This window comes from Mucilaginibacter sp., assembly GCF_041088075.1.
Taxonomy (GTDB): Bacteria; Bacteroidota; Bacteroidia; order Sphingobacteriales; family Sphingobacteriaceae; genus Mucilaginibacter_A.
In genome coordinates, this window is record NZ_JBGCVY010000019.1 from 16,301 (window position 1) to 36,213 (window position 19,913).

12 protein-coding genes are annotated in these 19,913 nt (G+C 44.2%); 5 read left to right on the forward strand and 7 right to left on the reverse strand.

The window, feature by feature from the left end; genetic code table 11:
• Positions 1–89 precede the first annotated feature (89 nt).
• From V5804_RS03425 to V5804_RS03435, 3 genes are all read right to left on the reverse strand, one after another.
• Positions 90–737 carry a phosphatase PAP2-related protein gene (locus V5804_RS03425; protein WP_369589971.1) on the reverse strand — a complete coding sequence of 216 codons (648 nt, stop codon included), beginning with the start codon at positions 735–737 and terminating at the stop codon, positions 90–92.
• Between the two features lie 170 nt (positions 738–907).
• Positions 908–1,684: an amidohydrolase gene (locus V5804_RS03430; RefSeq protein WP_369589972.1), complete on the reverse strand. Its 777-nt coding sequence runs from the start codon at positions 1,682–1,684 to the stop codon at positions 908–910.
• A 38-nt stretch (positions 1,685–1,722) separates the two neighbouring features.
• Positions 1,723–2,868, reverse strand: a complete 1,146-nt coding sequence (locus tag V5804_RS03435) for a methionine aminotransferase (protein ID WP_369589973.1) — start codon at positions 2,866–2,868, stop codon at positions 1,723–1,725.
• A gap of 234 nt (positions 2,869–3,102) precedes the next feature.
• Here V5804_RS03435 and V5804_RS03440 point away from each other — a divergent pair, with 234 nt between their 5' ends.
• From V5804_RS03440 to V5804_RS03450, 3 genes are all read left to right on the forward strand, one after another.
• The gene (locus V5804_RS03440) at positions 3,103–3,243 is read left to right on the forward strand and encodes a DUF2683 family protein (protein ID WP_369589974.1); all 141 of its coding nucleotides are present in this window, start codon (positions 3,103–3,105) and stop codon (positions 3,241–3,243) included.
• The gene (locus V5804_RS03445; protein ID WP_369589975.1) at positions 3,234–3,503 is read left to right on the forward strand and encodes a Txe/YoeB family addiction module toxin; all 270 of its coding nucleotides are present in this window, start codon (positions 3,234–3,236) and stop codon (positions 3,501–3,503) included. Before V5804_RS03440 ends, V5804_RS03445 begins: the two co-directional genes overlap by 10 nt.
• A gap of 78 nt (positions 3,504–3,581) precedes the next feature.
• On the forward strand, positions 3,582–4,391 hold the full coding sequence (locus tag V5804_RS03450) for an SDR family oxidoreductase (protein ID WP_369589976.1): 810 nt from the start codon (positions 3,582–3,584) through the stop codon (positions 4,389–4,391).
• A gap of 27 nt (positions 4,392–4,418) precedes the next feature.
• Here V5804_RS03450 and treY read toward each other — a convergent pair whose 3' ends face one another.
• Genes treY through glgX form a run of 3 tightly spaced genes read right to left on the reverse strand, consistent with a single transcriptional unit; the run spans position 4,419 to position 12,606 of the window.
• Positions 4,419–8,642: a malto-oligosyltrehalose synthase gene (treY, locus tag V5804_RS03455; protein ID WP_369589977.1), complete on the reverse strand. Its 4,224-nt coding sequence runs from the start codon at positions 8,640–8,642 to the stop codon at positions 4,419–4,421.
• Positions 8,639–10,486, reverse strand: coding sequence for a malto-oligosyltrehalose trehalohydrolase (gene treZ, locus V5804_RS03460; RefSeq protein ID WP_369589978.1), 1,848 nt, complete (start codon positions 10,484–10,486; stop codon positions 8,639–8,641). Before treZ ends, treY begins: the two co-directional genes overlap by 4 nt.
• A 2-nt stretch (positions 10,487–10,488) precedes the next feature.
• Positions 10,489–12,606, reverse strand: a complete 2,118-nt coding sequence (gene glgX / locus V5804_RS03465; RefSeq protein ID WP_369589979.1) for a glycogen debranching protein GlgX — start codon at positions 12,604–12,606, stop codon at positions 10,489–10,491.
• A gap of 303 nt (positions 12,607–12,909) precedes the next feature.
• Here glgX and V5804_RS03470 point away from each other — a divergent pair, with 303 nt between their 5' ends.
• Positions 12,910–15,534 (forward strand): glucosidase, encoded by a 2,625-nt coding sequence (locus V5804_RS03470; RefSeq protein WP_369589980.1) that lies wholly within the window; start codon positions 12,910–12,912, stop codon positions 15,532–15,534.
• Positions 15,535–15,740: 206 nt separating this feature from the next.
• Positions 15,741–17,933: a bifunctional alpha,alpha-trehalose-phosphate synthase (UDP-forming)/trehalose-phosphatase gene (locus V5804_RS03475; protein ID WP_369589981.1), complete on the forward strand. Its 2,193-nt coding sequence runs from the start codon at positions 15,741–15,743 to the stop codon at positions 17,931–17,933.
• Positions 17,934–18,211: 278 nt separating this feature from the next.
• Here the strand turns inward: V5804_RS03475 and V5804_RS03480 are convergent.
• On the reverse strand, positions 18,212–19,913 hold a 1,702-nt coding region (locus V5804_RS03480), incomplete at its 5' end, for a DEAD/DEAH box helicase (RefSeq protein WP_369589982.1).

Genomic DNA, 19,913 nt, shown 5'->3' on the forward strand with positions numbered 1-19,913 from the left:
TATGGTTTAAATCTAACTTAAATGTGCAGTTAATTTTACATTGATATTTAAATTAATGTAAAAATTTTATTTAATCATTATTGTCGAAATTAATAAGCTGCAATTTTTTTTGACAGCCTGTAAAGTATATACGTAAAAAACGGTGCGGCAACAATATCTATTGTGTAATGCGCATGTTGAACGAGCAACAGTGTAGCAATGGCTACAGTGGCAAACAGGGCATAGGCTTTATCGTACCTGTTTTCCAAACATAGAAAAATCAGGAACATGGTAGCCGTATGGCCGGAATAAAAAAGGTCTTTGGTGATCAACTGGTTGCCATAAAACATAGCGGTAACAGGATCATGCAGATAAATTAACCCTTTTGGCAGGTTGAGCGGTACCAAAGTGATGCTGATAATGCGCGAAACAAACAAGAGCAAAACAGTCCAACCGGCAACAATTAAAAAGCGCGGGTTTTGTACGGCACGGCAAACTGCCAGTAAAATCACGCTCCATAAAATACAAAAAATGGGTATAGATACATCGTGCTGCGGTATAAATTCGAGCAGCCAATCGTTTAAAACGATGCCATTGCGTTGCTGGATGTAGTTAAAAAAGTACGGGTTTACCGAAACGACGATAAAAATGATGACAAGTACCGCAAAAAGCCGCTTCCGGAAAGCGGTAAGCTTCCATTCTTGCGTCCATTTGTCCCTATATGAAGTATTTGTTAAATTTAGGTTATCAATTTCCATCCGCGGTAAACTTACAGTGTTTTTGATAAATGGTGCTATGTAAATAATATCTTGACAGGCAGTTTACGGTATTGGGCAGAAACAAGTTTGGAGGCAGATGCAAACAGGTTTATTGGCGGAAGTTGGCAATGCTTCTTTTATCGCATAAAAATCAGTGGCGGCGGGGCTGTTTACAAAAGCCTGAAATCGTCTGCATCGTTTAGAAAGGGGAAAAAGCGGCGGTTTTTGGCCAGTTCTTCTGCCGAAATAGAAAAGGTATAAACGTCTTCTTCGTCCCGTTTGTAATAAACAACTTTGCCGCCGGGGTCAATGCACGAAGAATCGCCCGAATGGTAAACTTCATTGCCATCATATCCAACACGGTTTACCGCAATTACATAAGCCTGGTTTTCAACCGCACGCGCCGGGATCAAAGTGCGCCAGTGCAAAGCGCGTTTTTCGGGCCAGTTGGCTACAATGATCAGCAAATCATAAACACCATTCAGGTTTCGAGTCCAAACCGGGAAACGCAAATCATAACAAATCATCGGGCAAATTTTCCAGCCTTTTAACTCCACAATCAAACGTTTTTTTCCGGCCGTAAACGTTTCGTGCTCTTTGCCCAGCGTAAATAAATGCCGCTTGTCGTACTGCGAAAACGTGCCGTCGGGCTGCATCCAGATCAGCCGGTTATAAAAATTTCCGTTTTCGCCGATCATCAAACTGCCCGTAACCACGCATTTATATTTTTGCGCCAACTGCTGCATCCACGCCATCGTTTTGCCGTTCATCTGTTCGGCCAAACTAGTGTTCATGGTAAAACCAGTGTTGAACATTTCGGGCAAAATAATCAGTTCGGTATTTTCGCGGATGCCGGAAGACAAGCGCAGGGCAATGTTTTTTAAATTCTGGTCAATGTTCTCCCAGAATAAATATCCCTGAAAAACAGTAACTTTTAAATTTTCCATTTTATTTTACGGCTGGGTTAAGGCAAAAATATTTTGGCTTATGCTTTTATCAACTGTTCGAGCGCTTTTGCCAGTGTTTCCTGCTTTTTGGCGAAACAAAAGCGCAAGATGCCAAAATCAGTTTTCTTGTTGTAAAAAGCAGAATTTGGTATCGCGGCCACGCCATTTTCGCTGATTAAACGTTTGGCAAAATCAACATCGTTTTCATTGGTAATCGTGGTGTAATTTACGGATTGAAAATAAGAACCCGCGCAAGGCAGCAATTTAAAACGTGAACTTTCTAAACCGGCCCGAAAAAAATCGCGCTTTTGCTGATAAAAAGCCGACAAGCCCAGGTATGCTTCTTTTACCTGCATAAATTTGGCGAGGGCAAACTGCACGGGCGTGTTCACCGAAAAAACATTAAACTGATGTATTTTCCTGAACTCGTTCATCAGCCAGGTGGGTGCCATGCAATAACCAATCTTCCAGCCGGTGATATGAAAAAGCTTGCCAAAAGAAGCACAGATCAAACTGCGTTCGGCCAGTTCGGGGTAACGCGCCATGCTGCGGTGCGGTTGCCCGTCAAATATAATGTGTTCGTAAACCTCATCGCTCAAAATCAAAATATCGGTTTTGTTGGTAAGGTTGACCAGTTCGCGGATATCTTCTTCCTGCAAAACCGTCCCGGTTGGATTGTGCGGCGAATTAACGATGATCATTTTTGTGCGTGAAGAAACCAAACGCCGCACCATGTTCCAGTTGATGCGGTAATCGGGCGGTTCCAGTTCTAAGCGTTTTACCACACCGCCCATTAGTTGGATGGCCGGTGCATAACAATCATAAGCCGGTTCAAAAATAATCACCTCATCGTTTGGATGGATGGTGGCGCAAATGGCTGTAAAAATAGCCTGCGTGCCGCCAGCAGTGATGGTAATTTCGTTATCCGGATGGTAAGTTGCGCCGTACAGTTCCTGCGTTTTGGCGGCAACGGCTTCGCGCAAAGGCAAAATACCAGCCATCGGCGCGTACTGGTTGTGGCCTTGCTGCATGGCCTGGTTAACCAGTTTGATCAGTTCCGGCGAACAATCAAAATCAGGAAAGCCCTGCGATAAATTAATAGCCCCGGCCTGTTGTGCCAAGGCAGACATCACGGTGAAAATAGTAGTACCGGTTTGTGGAAGTTTAGATTGAAAAGCGATCATCGGAGGCGAAAATAATTATTATTTCAGGATGATGGCAATAATCAGGGCCGAAGTTTTTGCAGGAGAAGTTAAAATGGATGCTTCTTTTACCGGCATAAAATTGGTGTCTTTTTTATCTTTCGGACTTTTCCGACTTCCTGTCTTCCCAACTTTATTTAAAAAACTGTAAATTCGTGTATGGAAACAATGATCTTACACCCAAAAACAAAGGAACAATTATCTGCTTTTAAAGCGATGGCCAAGGCTTTAAAAGTTGATTTTGAAACAGAGAAAAGCCCTTATGACCCAGAATTTGTTAAAAAGATTTTACAAGGAAGGGAAGATGTGAAAAATGGCAAAGGGGTTAAAATTGCCATTGAGGATTTATGGAAGTAATATTTACACCTCAAGCTGCAGAAGATTTAAAATTTTGGAAAAAAACTGGTAACAAGGCGATTCAAAATAAGATAGAACAACTGATTGATGCTATACAAGAAAATCCGTTTGATGGCATTGGAAAACCAGAACGATTGAAACATAATCTTTCCGGTTTCTGGTCTCGTAGGATCAATGGGGAACATCGTATTGTTTATCAGGTTTTTGATGAAGGTTTGGATTCAGTTTTAGAAATTCAATCTTTAAAAGGGCATTATTAAAACAAAGCACTCAAACTTGAGCAATCTTCTGAAACTTATTCCCGCAAAAATAGTTGTGCAGGCAATCAATCAGCAAGCATGAACCCCAACCCCAAATTAAAAGGACAATCCGCCTTGGTAACCGGCGCAAACAGCGGAATAGGTAAAGCCGTAGCCATTGCTTTAGGCAACGAAGGCGCAAACGTAGTGGTAAACTACGTAACGCACCCGGAAACGGCAGACGAGGTAGTCAACGAAATCAAAACAAACGGCGGCAACGCCATTGCGCTTCAGGCCGATGTGAGCAAGGAGGACCAGGTGCAAAATATGTTTCAGGAGATGTACAAAGCTTTTGGAACGATTGATATTTTGGTGAACAATGCCGGCCTGCAAAAAGATTCTAAATTTACGGAAATGAGTTTGGCCGATTGGCAATTGGTGATTGACATCAACCTGACCGGGCAATTTTTATGCGCCCGCGAAGCTGCGCGGGAGTTTTTAAAACGCGGTGTCGTACCTGAAAGAAGCAAAGCCGCAGGAAAAATTATTTGTATGAGCAGCGTTCACCAAGTAATTCCCTGGGCGGGGCATGTGAATTATGCCAGCAGCAAAGGCGGCATCAACATGCTGATGCAAAGCATGGCGCAGGAATTGGCACCGCATAAAGTCAGGGTGAACAGCATTGGGCCGGGAGCCATCCAAACGCCCATTAATAAAGCAGCTTGGGAAACGCCGGAAGCATTAAACAGCCTGCTCACTTTAATTCCTTACGGACGAATTGGACAACCTGAAGATATTGGGTTATTGGCAGCCTGGCTGGCCTGCGACGAATCGGATTACATCACCGGTGCAACCATTTTTATGGACGGCGGAATGACGCTTTACCCGGGTTTTTCTACCAACGGATAAAGCGTTTGATGCTTCTTTTATCATGCATTATTTGGCGCGGTTGTAAAACAGCACCATTTTTCGCAATCTTTTAGCTAAAGTTGAACTGAGTTCGCCCGGTTGCATCCGCCAGATCCAGTTTTTTTCTGTGGATGCCGGCGTGTTCATCCTTGCCCGTTCATCCAAACCTAAAACATCCTGCATCGGCACCACAACGGTTTTTGCTACGGATGAATAAGCGAGACGGATTAAATTCCAATGCACGTTTTGCCGGTTCAATTCCGTGTTTGCATATTGCGTTAAGCGTTTTACTGAACCTGGGTCGGCATCCCTAATAAACCAGCCCACGCTGGTATTATTATCATGCGTGCCGGTATAAGCAAAATGGTTTGGCGTATAATTATGCGGAATATGCGGCGAGCCAGGCATGTCATCGCCAAAGGCAAACTGCAAAACCTTCATGCCGGGCAGGTTAAACTCGTCGCGCAACTGGTAAACGGCTTCGGTAATTTCACCTAAGTCTTCGGCTACAAAAGGCAGTTCGCCCAATTGCTGTTGCATCAATTTAAAAAACTCACTTCCCGGCCCGGTTTTCCATTCGCCGTTGATGGCCGTTTTTTCTGCGGAAGGCACTTCCCAATAATCGGCAAAAGCTCGGAAATGGTCCAACCGCAACTCGTCAAACAGTTCCATGTTTTTGCGGATGCGCCGCACCCACCACGCGTAATTGTTTCCCTTCATCACCTCCCAACGAAAAACCGGCATTCCCCAAAGTTGTCCGTTGGCATTAAAATAATCCGGAGGAACGCCCGCCACGCCAACCATTTTGCTGTTTTCGTCCAAAGAAAACAATTGCGGGTTTGCCCAAACATCCACCGAATCGTAACTGATGTAAAAAGGCAAATCGCCCAAAAGCCGAATGCTTCTTTTATGGCAGTAATTTTTTAAATCGTGCCATTGCTTAAAAAACAAATATTGCAGCCACTTTTCTTTTTGCAATTGCTGGTCGTTTTCTACTGCAAAACGTTTTAAAGTTTGTTCGTCGCGTTTTTTAAATTCTTCCGTCCATTCGTACCAGGGCTTGTCTTCGTTCTCCGATTTTAAAACGGTGTAAAGCACAAAATTATCCAGCCAAAAATCTTCATTCTCGCAAAACAGGTTGAATTCCTGCTCCAAATGGTCAAAACTGCCTTCCTGAAAACGTTGGTAAGCCTGGTCAAAAAGCTGGTCTTTCACCCGTTTTGCACCTTCAAAATCAACTTGATTGGTAGGTGGGAGCATTGATTTTTTCAGGTCTTTTTTCTCCAGCAAACCTTTCTTCACCAATAATTCCGGACTAATCAGCAACGTGTTCCCAGCCATGCTTGAAAACGAACTGTAAGGAGAATTGGCCTGCGCCGGGCCAGTTGGGTTTAACGGCAGCAACTGCCAGTATTGCTGTTTGCTTTTGTGCAGAAAACGGGCAAAACGTTTGGCTTCCGGGCCTAAATCACCGATGCCAAAAGGCGAAGGCAGCGACGTGATGTGCATCAAAATACCGGCGTTTCTTTCCGATGGCTGCTGTTCCATTTTTAAAAAAGCGTAAGGCAACGCACTAAACAGGTTTCCAACTTCAATCGCCTGGTCTTCTACCGAACCCTTGTTGTTATCCAGCAGGTTTTTCCATTCCGATGGCACTTCCAAAGGCAAACACACACGCGTACTTTTCCAGTTGATGTTCTTGAAATCGGTGTTTTGCTCTTTGCAAATCGTGGCCAAACCCAAAGGCACCACCGTAATGTACCAGGTTTGCTCGTGCTGCCGTGCAAAAGCCATCAGGTTTTCTTTGTATTTTCCTTTGATGGTTAGCGGGATATATTTTCCTTTCGCAAACACGTCCGGCGCTGATTTTCGCTCGGTAAACAGCGCATTAACGAGGTGCAGTTTGATGTTGGCATTGTAACGCGTTTCCCAAAGTTCGTCCGGCGTTAAAGGTTTTTCTCCGCTGAGTTGTGCTAAAACTGCCGAACGTTTTTCGTAATCCACCGGTCGGCGGTTATCCGGGTCAACCATGCTGAAATCCCAAAACTCGCAGCCTTGGTAAACATCCGGAACGCCCGGACAAGTAAATTTTAAAAGTACTTGCGCCAGAGAATTAACAATGCCGAGGTCAGCAATTTTTTCGTGGAAAACGGAGAAGCTTTCCCAAAACTCGCCCGACTGGTCTAAAATTTTATTGATAAAAGAAGCAGTGGCCTGCTCATATTGTTCGTTCTCGGTTGCCCAGTCGGAGTTTCTTTTGCCTTCGCGCAAGGCTTTCACCATGTATTCCTGCAAACGGTCGCGGTAATTGTCTTCGTCTTCGCCCGGCATTGGAAACGTACCGATCAGCGTTTCGTAGATAAAATATTCGTCGTTCGCATCCGGCAAATTATTGGTTTTAAGCGGAATGTTGATCTGCCGCCAGCTTTTCACCTGCTCAAACCATTCTTCCTCCAAATCCGAAAGTACATTTAACCGCGCCCTTGCACCTTCGCCACGTTTGGTATCGTGGGTTGAAGTTGCGTTGATGGAAAGCGGCCACTTTTCCTGTTTCTCCAGCATTTGGTTGTGGAATTCTTCTACCGAAACACCAAAAGCATCGGGCGCATCGCCAACTTCGCTGTGGCCGATGAAGCGGTTGTAAGTGTACATCAGCGTATCTTCCACGCCTTTGGCCATTAGCGGGCCGGTAAACTGCATCAACCGTTGGTAAAAAAGCAAGGCGCGGCTGTTAAAATCGTTTTTGTTTTTGGGCGAAGGATGTAGCAAAACATCTTCCAGCAAGGTTAAAGCCAGATATAGTTCGGGCTTGTTTTTGTGGATCAGCGTGAATACTTCTTTTACCTGCCTTTTTTCTTCCTCGCCCAACGGGAACCGGTTGCCGTAAAAACGATAAACCGGACAATAGATCAGCAACGCACCAATCGCATTTTTTAAATCTTCGGGGTCGGTATTTTTTAAAGCTTTTTTTGGCGCAAGATTCAATTCCAAAAAATAATGATACAAATTTTCCAGTTCGCCGCCCATGTGTTCGCGCAAAATGAGCGCTTTCTTTTCGCGGATTTGCTTTTGCACCGGTTTCTGGTCGCCGGCCAGTTGCTGGTAAAACTGGGTAAACTGTTTTTCAGAATTTTTCTTGGTGAAGATGTTATTCACCAAAGCCAAATAATCGTAACCTGAAGTTCCTTCTATCGGCCAGTAATCGGGCAAACGTTCGCCTTTTTCCAGGATTTTCTCCACCACAATGTACGCTTCCGGCCCGGCCATTTGCCGCAATTGTTCCAAGTACAAAGTCGGGTCGTACAAACCATCCACGTGGTCAATGCGCAAGCCTTGGAAAATGCCTTCTTTCACCCATTCCAATATTTTTTGGTGATAGGTTTCAAAAACTTCCTGCTTCTGGATGTTGAGGCAAATCAAACTGTTCACCGTAAAAAAACGGCGGAAATTGATCTTGCTGTCGGTTTCCTGGTACGAACACAAACGGTAATGCTGTTCTTCGGCCAAACCCAAAATCGAGTCCGGGTTTTGGTTGATTTTCTTCAGGTTTGCTTCGATTAAAACTCGTACTTTCTCGTCCTTCATCATCGAAGCCAACTGCAATTTGATCTCGTTCCAACGCAGCGCATACAGTTTTGCATCGTCCAGCATTTCCAAATCTTCCAACTGGTTCACCAATTGCCGGATGGTTTCATCCGAATTTTCATGCGGTAAAAGAAGCACCGAGGCGTAAGAGCGCGGACTGAGCGGATAATCGTTTTCGAAATAATTCAACACCAATCGGTCATCTTTAAAAGCTACTTTGAGGTCGCCTTTTCTTACCGTTTCGTCCAGCGCATCGCCCAAAAACGGAACCATCATGCGGTCCCTAAAAAAAGTAGTGGTAAAAGAAGTATCAAAAAAACCGGCATAAGCAGAACGCGCGCCTTTTTCCAGCACGTCCATTAGCCAGGGGTTTTTCGTGCTGAAAGCCATATGGTTAGGCACAATATCCTGCAGCCATTGCATCCCAAATGCTTTCAGTTTTTGGCTGATGGAACGCAGTTGTTCTTCCGTTCCTATTTCCGGGTTGATGCGGTGCGGGTTTAAGCCATCGTAACCGTGCGTGCTTCCAGGCGTTGCTTCCAAAATAGGAGAGGCGTAAACGGTGGAAACGCCCAGCTTTTGCAGGTACGGAATGATCTTTTCAAAATCATTAAAATTAAAATCTTTATGAAACTGTAACCGGTAGGTAGATACAGGGTTGGTCATGTTTGGTTGCTGTAAATAGTGATGGATTGAGGTTGAAGCGTTACCGGAGTCGAAGCGTTAACAGATTGAGGCGCGTTTTCCGGCCCGTTCCATTCCAAATCTGCGGAAGCCAAAACTTTGTGCCATTGCTGCTGATTGTAAGGCAGTTGGATTTGCTGGATTTGGTCAGAAAAGTTCATTAAACAAAGCACTTGGTTATCTTCGTGCCAACGGTGCAGCATTAAGGTTTTGGTGTTTTCATCCGAAGAAACCCCTAAATGCTGGCGGTTTAAATGGTGCAAAGCGGGAAGTTGTTTGCGCAAGGAAATCAGCGTTTTGTAAAAGCGCAATAGGGTGGCGTGAGGTTGCTGCTCAACCAAATCCCATTGTAATTTTGACCCGGTAAAAGAAGCATCGTCCACCGGATCGGGCGCTTCGCCTTCGGCATGAAAAGCGGCAAATTCTGCTTTGCGGCCTTTGCACACGGCTTCGGCCAGTTCCGGGTCGGTATGGCTCACGAAGTATAGAAACGGATGCGGTTCGCTGTATTCTTCGCCCATAAAAAGCATCGGTAAAAAAGGCGATACCAAAACGGCTCCGGCCATCAGTTTCTGCATTTCAAAGCTGAAAAGCGCACTGCTTCTTTCGCCCAACATTCTATTTCCAACCTGATCATGGTTTTGGGAGAAGACCACAAACTGCTCGCCCGGATTATCTTCGGCCTTGATGCCAAACGTTTTTTTGCGGTGCGGCGAGTACAACCCATCGTAAACGTAAGCATCGCGGTAGGCTTTTTCGAGGTGTTTGATGCCGTCGAAATCCGAATAATAACCGGTTTTATCGCCGCTGACGGTAACGCGCAAAGCATGATGAAACTCGTCAATCCATTGCGCATCCATCCCGAAACCTTCTTTTTCTAATGGATTGATAAAGCGCGTATCGTTCAAATCCAGTTCTACAATTAAATGATGTTTGCGACCGGTTTCGGCCATCAATTGGTTTACGTTTTGTTTGATTTCGCGCAGCAAATGTTTGGTGCTGAAATCCTTAATGGCGTGGACGGCATCCATCCGCAGCGCATCAATATGGAAATCGCGGAACCACATCAGCACGTTTTCGATGTAATACTGGCGCACGGCATCGCTGTATTCATCATCAAAATTGATGGCGTTGCCCCAGGGCGTATTGTATTTTTGGGTGAAGTACTGTCCGAATTCGCCAAAATAATTGCCTTCCGGGCCTAAGTGGTTGTACACCACATCCAGCACCACGCCAATGCTTCTTTTATGGCATAAATTTACGAGGTGCTGCAAACCTTGCGCACCGCCGTAAGTATTTTGAACGGCAAAGGGAAAAACGCCATCGTAGCCCCAATTACGGTCGCCGGGAAATTGGGCAACCGGCATAATTTCTATCGCCGTAATGCCCAATTCTTTTAAATAATCCAGCTTTTGTTCGATGCCGGCGAAAGTTCCTTGAGGCGTAAAAGTACCGGTATGCAGTTCGTACAATAAATATTCTGCCAGCGGATAGTTTTGCCAGTCCTGATCGCCCCACACAAAAGCAGAAAGATCAATAGCTTGCGAAGCACCGTGAACACTTTCCGGTTGTGATAAAGAAGCAGGATCGGGCAGCGGCTTTTCTCCATTCAAAACAAACTGGTACAAATCGCCGGGTTTTAGTTCGGGCGTTGTTAAAATCCAGTAACCATACGATGCTTCTTTTAGCGGGTATTTTTTGTTGTTGGCCGTGAGCAGCAGTTCTGCAGATTTTGCTTTTGGCGCCCAGAGTTTTACTTCGGCTTCGCCTCGGGCATTAAAATTTACACCGATGCTTCGTTGTTTTAAGTTGAGGTCAGCCAGCATGTTTAATTTTTTAATTGTTTTAAAACGACAACGGATCGGCCGGCTACATTGATCGTGTCTGTTGCGTTAAAGCGCGTACCGGTTTCGGTTATACAATCTTCCGAAGTGTCTAAAACTTTAAGCCAGGATTTGGCAAATTTTTCGGGCGGAAGGATGTAGTCTAACGGGCCGTGGTAGGCGTTAAAAATCACGTAGAAGCTATCGTCCCAAATTTTATTGCCCTGTTCATCTACATAATGCAATTCGCGGCCATTTAAAAATACGCCCAACGATTTGGCAAAATCATGCGACCAGTTTTCTTCCGACATTTCCATTCCTTCGGGCAAAAACCAGGCAATATCATTTACCTTTGTGCGGATAGCAACGCCCTGAAACCAGTTCCGGCGGCAAAAAACAGGATGGTTTTTGCGCAGTTCGATCAGTTTTTGGGTAAACTCCAGCAATTTCTGGTCTGCATTTTTCCAATCCAGCCACGAAACTTCGTTGTCCTGGCAGTAAGCATTATTGTTTCCGCCTTGCGTCCGCCCAAATTCATCGCCGGCAACCAGCATCGGTACGCCTTGCGATAGAAACAAAGTAGCTAAGAAGTTGCGTTTTTGCTGGTTCCGTAGTTTGATAATTTCCGGGTCGTCCGTCGGGCCTTCCACACCGCAGTTCCAGGATCGGTTGTGGCTTTCGCCGTCGTTGTTGTTTTCGCCGTTTGCTTCGTTGTGTTTCTCGTTGTACGAAACCAGATCGTGCAAGGTAAAACCATCATGCGCCGTAATAAAGTTGATGCTGGCCGTTGGGTTACGGGCATCGTCCATGTACAAATCCGGGCTGCCGCTTAAACGTTCGGCAAATTCGCCCAACATACTGTCGGCACCGCGCCAGTAATCGCGCATGCAATCGCGGTACTTGCCGTTCCACTCCGCCCATTCGGACGGGAAGTTTCCAACCTGGTAGCCGCCTTCGCCAATGTCCCAGGGTTCGGCAATCAGTTTGGCTTGGGAGATGACCGGGTCCTGGTAAATAATTTCAAAAAAAGAACTTAGTTTATTTACCTCGTGCAGTTCGCGGGCCAGGGTAGAAGCCAAATCAAACCGAAAGCCATCTACGTGCATTTCGGTGATCCAGTAACGCAAGCTATCCATAATCAAACGGAGCACGTTTGGCAAATTGGCATTCAAAGTGTTGCCGGTGCCGGTATAATCTTTGTAATAGCGTTTGTTTTCGTCCATCAAACGGTAATAGGCAGCGTTATCAATCCCTTTAAAAGAAAGCGTCGGGCCCAGCTCGTTCCCTTCGGCGGTATGGTTGTAAACCACATCAATAATCACTTCAAGCCCTGCTTTGTGCAGTTCTTTTACCATGTTTTTAAATTCGGTAACCTGCTGTCCCTGCGTGCCGCTACTGGAGTAGCGCACATCGGGCGCAAAAAAACCAATGGTATTATAGCCCCAATAGTTGGACAGGTTGTGTTTTACCAAATGTTCATCAATGATAAAGTGATGGACAGGCATCAACTCAACCGCTGTAATGCCAAGTCTTTTTAAATATTTGATGGTTGCCGGATGCGCCATTGCTGCATAAGTGCCTCTGATTTCCTCCGGGATTTCGGGGTTGAGGTTGGTAAAGCCTTTGACGTGCGTTTCGTAAATAATGGTTTTATGGTAAGGGATATCAAGTTTTTTGTCGCCTTCCCAGTCATAATTTTCGTCTATTACCACACTTTTCGGAACGTATTCGGCATTGTCGGTATCGCTAAAACTCAGGTCTTTGTCCGGGTCGTTCACATCGTAACCAAAAAGAGATTCGTGCCATTTTACCGGCCCGGCGATGGATTTGGCGTAAGGGTCAATCAAAACTTTACAGGCGTTGTAGCGTAAACCGTTCAGCGGGTCGTAAGGGCCGTCAACACGGTAGCCATAAAGCTGCCCGGCTTTTAATTGCGGGAGATAAACATGCCAGATGTAATAGGTGCATTCTTTTACATCTATTTTTGTTTCGTGGCCGTCATCATCAAACAAACACAATTGTACAGCGGTAGCGCCCGGTGCAAACAGCGCAAAATTAACACCTTTGTTGTCTAATGTTGCTCCTAAAGGGTATGGGTTTCCAGGGTAATCAGTTATAATCATATAGATAATAAAGAAATCTGCCTTTTTAATGTTTTAATAACAAAAAAATTTGCTTCAAAACTAATCCTGGCCAAGCACGTATATACCGGCCAATACTGTTTTTACCGGCATAAAAACAGTATCGGCAAAGGCTTGGGCCGAATTGATTTTTGTGTATTTGATTCGGCCGGATTAGTTTAACTTTGAAGCCGCACTGCAATTATTTGGGGTTTGATATATGCCGAACCATAACTACAACAAAATCTACTGATGCTTAAATGCTGTTTTTATCAACCTAAAACCGGCACAGGATAAAATTCTACTATGTTTGATGACAATACCGATGCAGAACAACTGCGCATACTCGAAAACGAAGCCAAAGAAGTCCCTTTAGAAAGATGGGGGCCGTACCTGAGCGAACGGCAATGGGGCACCGTTCGGGAAGATTACAGCCAGAACGGCGATGCCTGGAACTACTTTCCGCATGACCATGCCCGCAGCCGCGTTTACCGCTGGGGCGAAGATGGTTTGGCCGGGATTTCTGACTATTACCAGCAACTGTGTTTCTCTGTTGCTTTATGGAACGGAAAAGATAAGATTTTAAAAGAACGGCTTTATGGTTTAACCAACTATCAAGGCAACCACGGCGAAGATGTAAAGGAGCTGTATTACTATCTGGATAATGTGCCTACGCATTATTACATGAAGTATTTGTACAAGTATCCGCAGCAGGCTTTCCCGTATTACGAATTAAACCGCAGGAATGCCGAGCGATCAAAACTGGAACAGGAATACGAACTGCTGGATACCGGCATTTTTGACGAAGACAGGTATTTTGACGTAACGGTAGAATACGCCAAAAAAAGCTCGGAAGATATCCATATCCGCATTGAAATAACCAACCGCGGCGATGAAGATGCGCCGATAACCGTGCTGCCAACTTTGTGGTTTTACAACCGCTGGCAATACGATCAAACAAAAGCCAAACCGGTGATCGAAGCGCAGGAAGACGGATCGGTAAAGGCTACGCATGTGCCTTTGGGAACTTACCATTTGTATTACGACGAGCCGGATTACCAGTTGTTTACCGAAAACGAAACCAATAAAGAACGCTTGTTCGGCACGCCCAACGATGTCCCTTTTGTAAAAGACGCTTTCCACGAAGCCATCATCAATGGTACAGATTTGGAAGCTTTGCAGGAATTGAAATCGGGCACTAAATTCTCGCCGGTTTATCAGTTTATGGTGAAGGCAAAATCATCCAAAACCATTAAGTTGCGCCTGTCAAAAGGAAGGGTAAAAAACCCGCTGGACGAAAAGTTCGATACTGTTTTTACCACCCGAAAAAAAGAGGCGGACATCTTCTACAAAAACTTATACCCAAACGCTACCAGCCCGGATCTGCTGAACATCCAGCGACAGGCTTTTGCCGGTTTGCTTTGGAGCAGGCAGTATTACCATTACGATACACAACGCTGGCTGACCACAAGCGACGGCATTTCTCCCGTGGTGGAAAACCGGCTGAACGGACGGAACAGCAGTTGGAAATACCTGAAAAACCAGGACGTCATTTCGATGCCTGACAAATGGGAATATCCCTGGTACGCGGCATGGGATTTGGCTTTTCATTGTGCCGCCATGGCGATGATAGACCCAAACTTTGCCAAAAACCAGTTGATCCTGATCATGCGCGAATGGTACATGAACCCGGAAGGGCAAATCCCGGCCTACGAATGGGATTTCAGCGATGTAAACCCGCCCGTTCATGCCTGGGCTGCTTTGGAAGTTTACCGCATCGAAAAAGAGAAAAGAGGCGTAGGCGATATCAAGTTTTTGAAACGCATTTTCCAAAAACTCATCATCAATTTTACCTGGTGGACAAACCGCGTAGACGTGGAAGGCAAAAATATTTTTGCCGGCGGTTTTTTGGGTTTGGATAATATCGGCGTGTTCGACCGCAACAGCAAACTGAACGGCCACCTGGAGCTGGAGCAGGTGGACGGCACCAGTTGGATGGGCATGTACGCCCTCAACATGATGGACATTGCGCTGGAAATTGCCATGCACGATGACTCTTTTGAAGATTCGGCCGTAAAATTTTACGAACATTTTGTGCTGATTGCCGATGCTTTGAACGGTATGGGCTTGTGGAGCGAGGAAGACAAGTTTTTTTACGATACGCTGCGCCTGCAAAGCAACCACGCATACCATTTAAAGGTGCGTTCGATTGTGGGTTTAACTTCGCTTTTTGCGGTTTCTATTTTCAGTTACAACAATCTGGAAAAGCTGCGCGATTTCCGAAAACGGGCAACCTGGCTCAACCAGTTCCGCGAAAAAAACCGCCAGTTTTTGCCCATTACCGATAACAGAAAAGGCGGAAAAGTGCTGCTTTCCATTGTAGATAAAACCAAGCTGACGCATTTACTGGAACGTGTTTTTGACGAGGACGAGTTTTTGGCCGAAGGCGGCGTCCGTGCGTTGTCCAAAGCTTACAAAGACAATCCGTATTCGGTTGATATTGAAGGCAGTACTTATACTATTCAATACGATCCGGCAGAATCTACTTCGGATATGTTTGGCGGAAACTCCAACTGGCGCGGCCCGATTTGGCTCCCGATCAATTACATGCTGATCCGCGCGCTGCGCAAATACCACGAATTTTACGGTGATGAATTTACGATGGAGTTTCCAAAAGGCTCGGGCAAACACATCAACTTAAAAGAAGCTGCGGACGAACTTTCGCGCCGGTTGATCAACATGTTTGCCAAAGACAAAACTGGAAAACGCCCGATCAACGGAGAGGACAATGGCTTCTACCAAAAACCCGAAAACGCTGACCTGGTGCTTTTTTACGAATATTTTCATGGCGATAACAGCCGGGGCGTTGGTGCCAGCCATCAAACGGGCTGGAGTTCATTGGTGGCCAATCTAATTTCGGATTTAGGATAGAAGGAGGTTGAGAGGTGAAAGGTAGCAAACTATACTTCCCCTCTCAAGAGGGGTTAGGGGTGTGTTCTTCTTGCACCTCAAATTTATGCCGATAAAAGAAGCATTGCTATCCAGACGATGCTTCTTTTATCGGCATAAAAAAAGCATCCTTTTAAAAACTTATTACTTTTTAAAAGGCTTTATAAGGAGAGAGGACTAAGCAAGACATGACAGGAAAAACAATCATCGTATCGAACAGGTTGCCGGTAAAAATACAGGAAAAAGAAGGCGTTTACCATTCCTCCGCAAGCGAAGGCGGGCTGGCAACCGGGCTGGGATCGGTTTACCAAAACGCCGACAATGTCTGGATTGGCTGGCCGGGGACAGAAATCATCCCGGAAAAACAGCAGGAAATCATCGGCCAGTTGCACGAACTGAGCTTGTTGCCGGTTTTTTTAAGCCAGCAGGAAATCAGCGAATATTACGAAGGTTTTTCCAACGAAGTGCTTTGGCCGATCTTTCATTATTACGCATCCACCTACAGCAATTACCGGCAATCCAACTGGGAGTTTTACCAGCAGGTAAACCAAAAATTTGCCGATGCCGTTTTGAGCGTGGCCAAACCCGGCGATACCATTTGGGTACACGACTACCAACTGATGCTGGTTCCGCAGCTCATCCGCGAAAAACTGCCTGATGTTTCCATCGGTTTTTTCCTGCATATCCCGTTCCCTTCGTTCGAGCTTTTCCACTTGATCCCGTGGCGGAACGAGTTGCTGAAAGGTCTGCTTGGTGCGGATTTGGTTGGTTTCCACACGTTTGATGACGTGCAGCATTTTACCCATTCCTGCGCGCGTTTGCTAAACGTTAATTTATCGGCCAATATCATCTCGCTGCCTGACCGATTGGTGGTGGCCGAAGCTTTTCCGATGGGTATTGATGAGCAAAAATATGCTGCTTTGGCCACAACAGAAAAGGTTAAACAGGAAATTGAGCAGTTAAAAGAAAGCCTGAACGGTGCCAAAATTGTTCTTTCCGTTGATCGCTTAGACTACAGCAAAGGTATTTTGCAGCGTTTGCTGGCTTTTGAAGAACTGCTGCGGAAAAACCCGGAATTTATCGGCAAAGTGGTTTTGTACATGATCGTCGTTCCGTCGCGTGATACCGTTCCACAATACAAACATTTGCGCGACGAAATTGACAAGCGCGTGGGCAATATCAACTCGCTTTTCCGCACCATCAATTGGAGCCCGGTGCACTATTTTTACCGCTCTTTTCCGATCGAAACGTTGTCGGCTTTGTATGCCTGCGCCGATGTCGCGCTGGTTACGCCAATGCGCGACGGCATGAACTTAGTGAGCAAGGAATATGTAGCCAGCCGGACAGACAACACCGGCGTTTTGATTTTGAGTGAGATGGCCGGCTCTTCGCGCGAGTTGATTGACGCTTTGATCGTGAACCCAAACAACACGGTGATGATGGCCGAAACCATCAAAAAAGCGTTGGAAATGCCGGTCGAAAAACAGCAAGGCCGGATGGTGAAGCTGCGCAAAATTGTAGAAAAATTTAATGTAACGCATTGGGTGAAAATTTTTATGGAGCGCTTGAAAGAAGTAAAAGAGCTGCAGCAATCGTTGCATACGCGTTACATCAGCGAAGTAACCACCAAAGCCATTTATAAAATTTATGCTAAAACCTGCCGCCGTATTTTCTTTTTGGATTATGATGGCACACTGGTTGGCTTTAACGCAGACCCGAAAAAAGCTTCGCCGGATGATGAATTGTACCGCATTTTGCAGGATTTGGCGGCTGATCCTTCAAACACCGTTGTTTTGATAAGTGGCCGCGATTACCAGACTTTAGAAAACTGGTTCGGCCACATCCCGGTTACGTTGATTGCCGACCACGGCGCCTGGCAAAAACTAAACGGCACTTGGGAAAGCATGCCATCGCTGGACGACCAATGGAAAAAAACCGTTTATCCCGTGCTGGAAACTTTTGCCGACCGTACGCCCGGTTCTTTTGTCGAAGAAAAAACCTATTCCTTAGTTTGGCATTACCGCAATGTGGGCGCAGGCTTGGGCGAATTGCGTGCTGGCGAACTGGTCAACAATTTGCATTACATCACCAGCAACCAGGGTCTGCAGATTTTGTCTGGCAATAAAGTGATCGAAATAAAAAACATCGAAATCAACAAAGGGCGCGCCGTTACGGCAATGCTGCACCAAAACCAGTACGATTTTGCTTTGGCCATCGGCGATGACCATACCGACGAAGACACTTTTAAAGCCATGCCCGAAAATTCGGTAACCATCAAAGTGGGCAGCAGCAGTTCGGCAGCCAAGTATTACCTGAACGATGTTAACGAGGTAAGAAATTTATTGCAGGGCTTTGCAAAAGGTGTTGCGGTGCACGAGTAAAAAAGGGTGGTAAAAGAAGCATTGGTTTTTGGTGCGATGCTTCTTTTATGCCTGTTTTTTTTAATATTTTTTTGAGCCTGTTTAAATATATACAAGTAAAAATGGCAATGCTTCTTTTACCCTACAAAAATTGGAGTTTGCATTAATTTGAATAAATCAAAATTACCTGTTTGCTATTTTTTTAGGGGGGTAAAAGAAGTATTTAAAATAATTCGGACAAAATTTAAACAGGCTCTTAATCTTTGTAAAATAAACCGATATTCAGCGTTCGTACTTATTTAACTATAAATTAGATGTTTAGCTAAAATACCTGATGGTGTCTTAGCTTTTTTGTCAAATATCTTTGTGTTGGCAAAAACTATGAAATTATCTTTGGCCCTTGAAACAGCTACATTAAGTAAATTTGGTTTACGGTCAAAAAACATAGTTCCTGAATCTCCTTCACCATAAACCATTGAGAATAAAACGATAGGCCTTTCCGCTCCTTGTAAAGCATGGACCGTTCCTAACTTTAATAAAGTAATGTCAAAACCTGCCTTTTTTAGAGCGTATTGCAAACTGTTTTTTTGGCCTACAAATGGCGTGATGATACCAACAGCATTTTCTAATTTTCCATATTTTTCTTCAATTTTATGTTTGTTTAGTTTTAACCAATTAACGATTGCATTTGCTTCATTTAAATTATATCTGCTTGTATTAATTATTGTAGAGTTTCCTTCTACATGAATGCAATACATTGGTGGAAAAAGATTGCTTTTATCTGCCTTTCCTTTAAGCGGTTTTAGTTGTCCGTTATAAGCTAAAACATTACAATAATTTATAATTTCGTCATAACAACGTCTATGTTCAACAAGAATGACACCTTTTTCTGATAATCCAACCTCTTTATAGCAACAAGCGTTTTGTGCCATTTTCATGATACTTCCCGTCGAAGCTAAAAATCCTTTGGGGTCAAACTCTTTTTCATAAACAAGGTCTTCATAATTTTTAATCAATCCTTCGCGTTTTAAATTTCCAACATCAATTTTGTTCGTGATGTTCCAAACTGGCTCAATTTGCTTAACATCTCCAACTATTACCGCTTGTTTCGCAAGAGAAAATGTAGCTATTCCAACTTCTGGTGAAACTTGCCCAGCTTCATCAACAATTAATAAATCAATGAAGTTAAAAAGTGGGGGATTATCGAAAATGTTTTTTCCGTCTTCGCCTTTCTTTAAAAATTTGAATGAACTGAAAAATTTGGGTGCCATATAAAACGTACTTACAAAACAAGGTGTAAGCATTGCTTGTCTGTTCCATCTGTTTTTTATTGCATCAACCCCCTTTTTGTCAAAGTTTACATCTGTCAAATCCTTCTCAATTTGCAAAAGCCATCGTCCTTCCCAATAATGCAATGCCAATTGAAATGCTTTGTGCCGCAGGGTAACATCTAATTCATCGTAAAAACAATTAGGCTGAGAAAGCTTTTGGTCTTGTTTCTTTAAACCATCAATTTTTATATTTTCAAATTCCCAATATTCGGCTTCGTTTTTTGGTGGGTTACCTTGGATTAAATTTTGTTGTTTCCATTTTTTCCATCCTGCAATTGTTTCAATTAAATTCTTCGCTAATTTAATTTTGTCATCAATTAATTGAAGTATAGTGTTTTGGGTAAATTGGAATCCGGTTGTTTCTACAATTAAAGAATCTCTTAAAATAATTCTAATCTCAGAAGCCCTGTTTTTTAAAGTTGAATTTACGCCTAAAAAGCAAAATAATTTCCGAAAAAAAGATTCATTGTTAAAATGAAAAATTATTTTTTCTTCTAAGTTGGTTAAGTTGGCAATATCTATCTCAAAAGCTTTTTCATTTAAAATGTTATCAGAATAATATTTTGGTTGTTCTTTGTTTTCATTGCAATATGACAACAAAAATATCTTTTCAGCCTTTAAGTATTCTTTCCATTTTTGGGATGCACTTTTTAATGAAGATTGAATATCA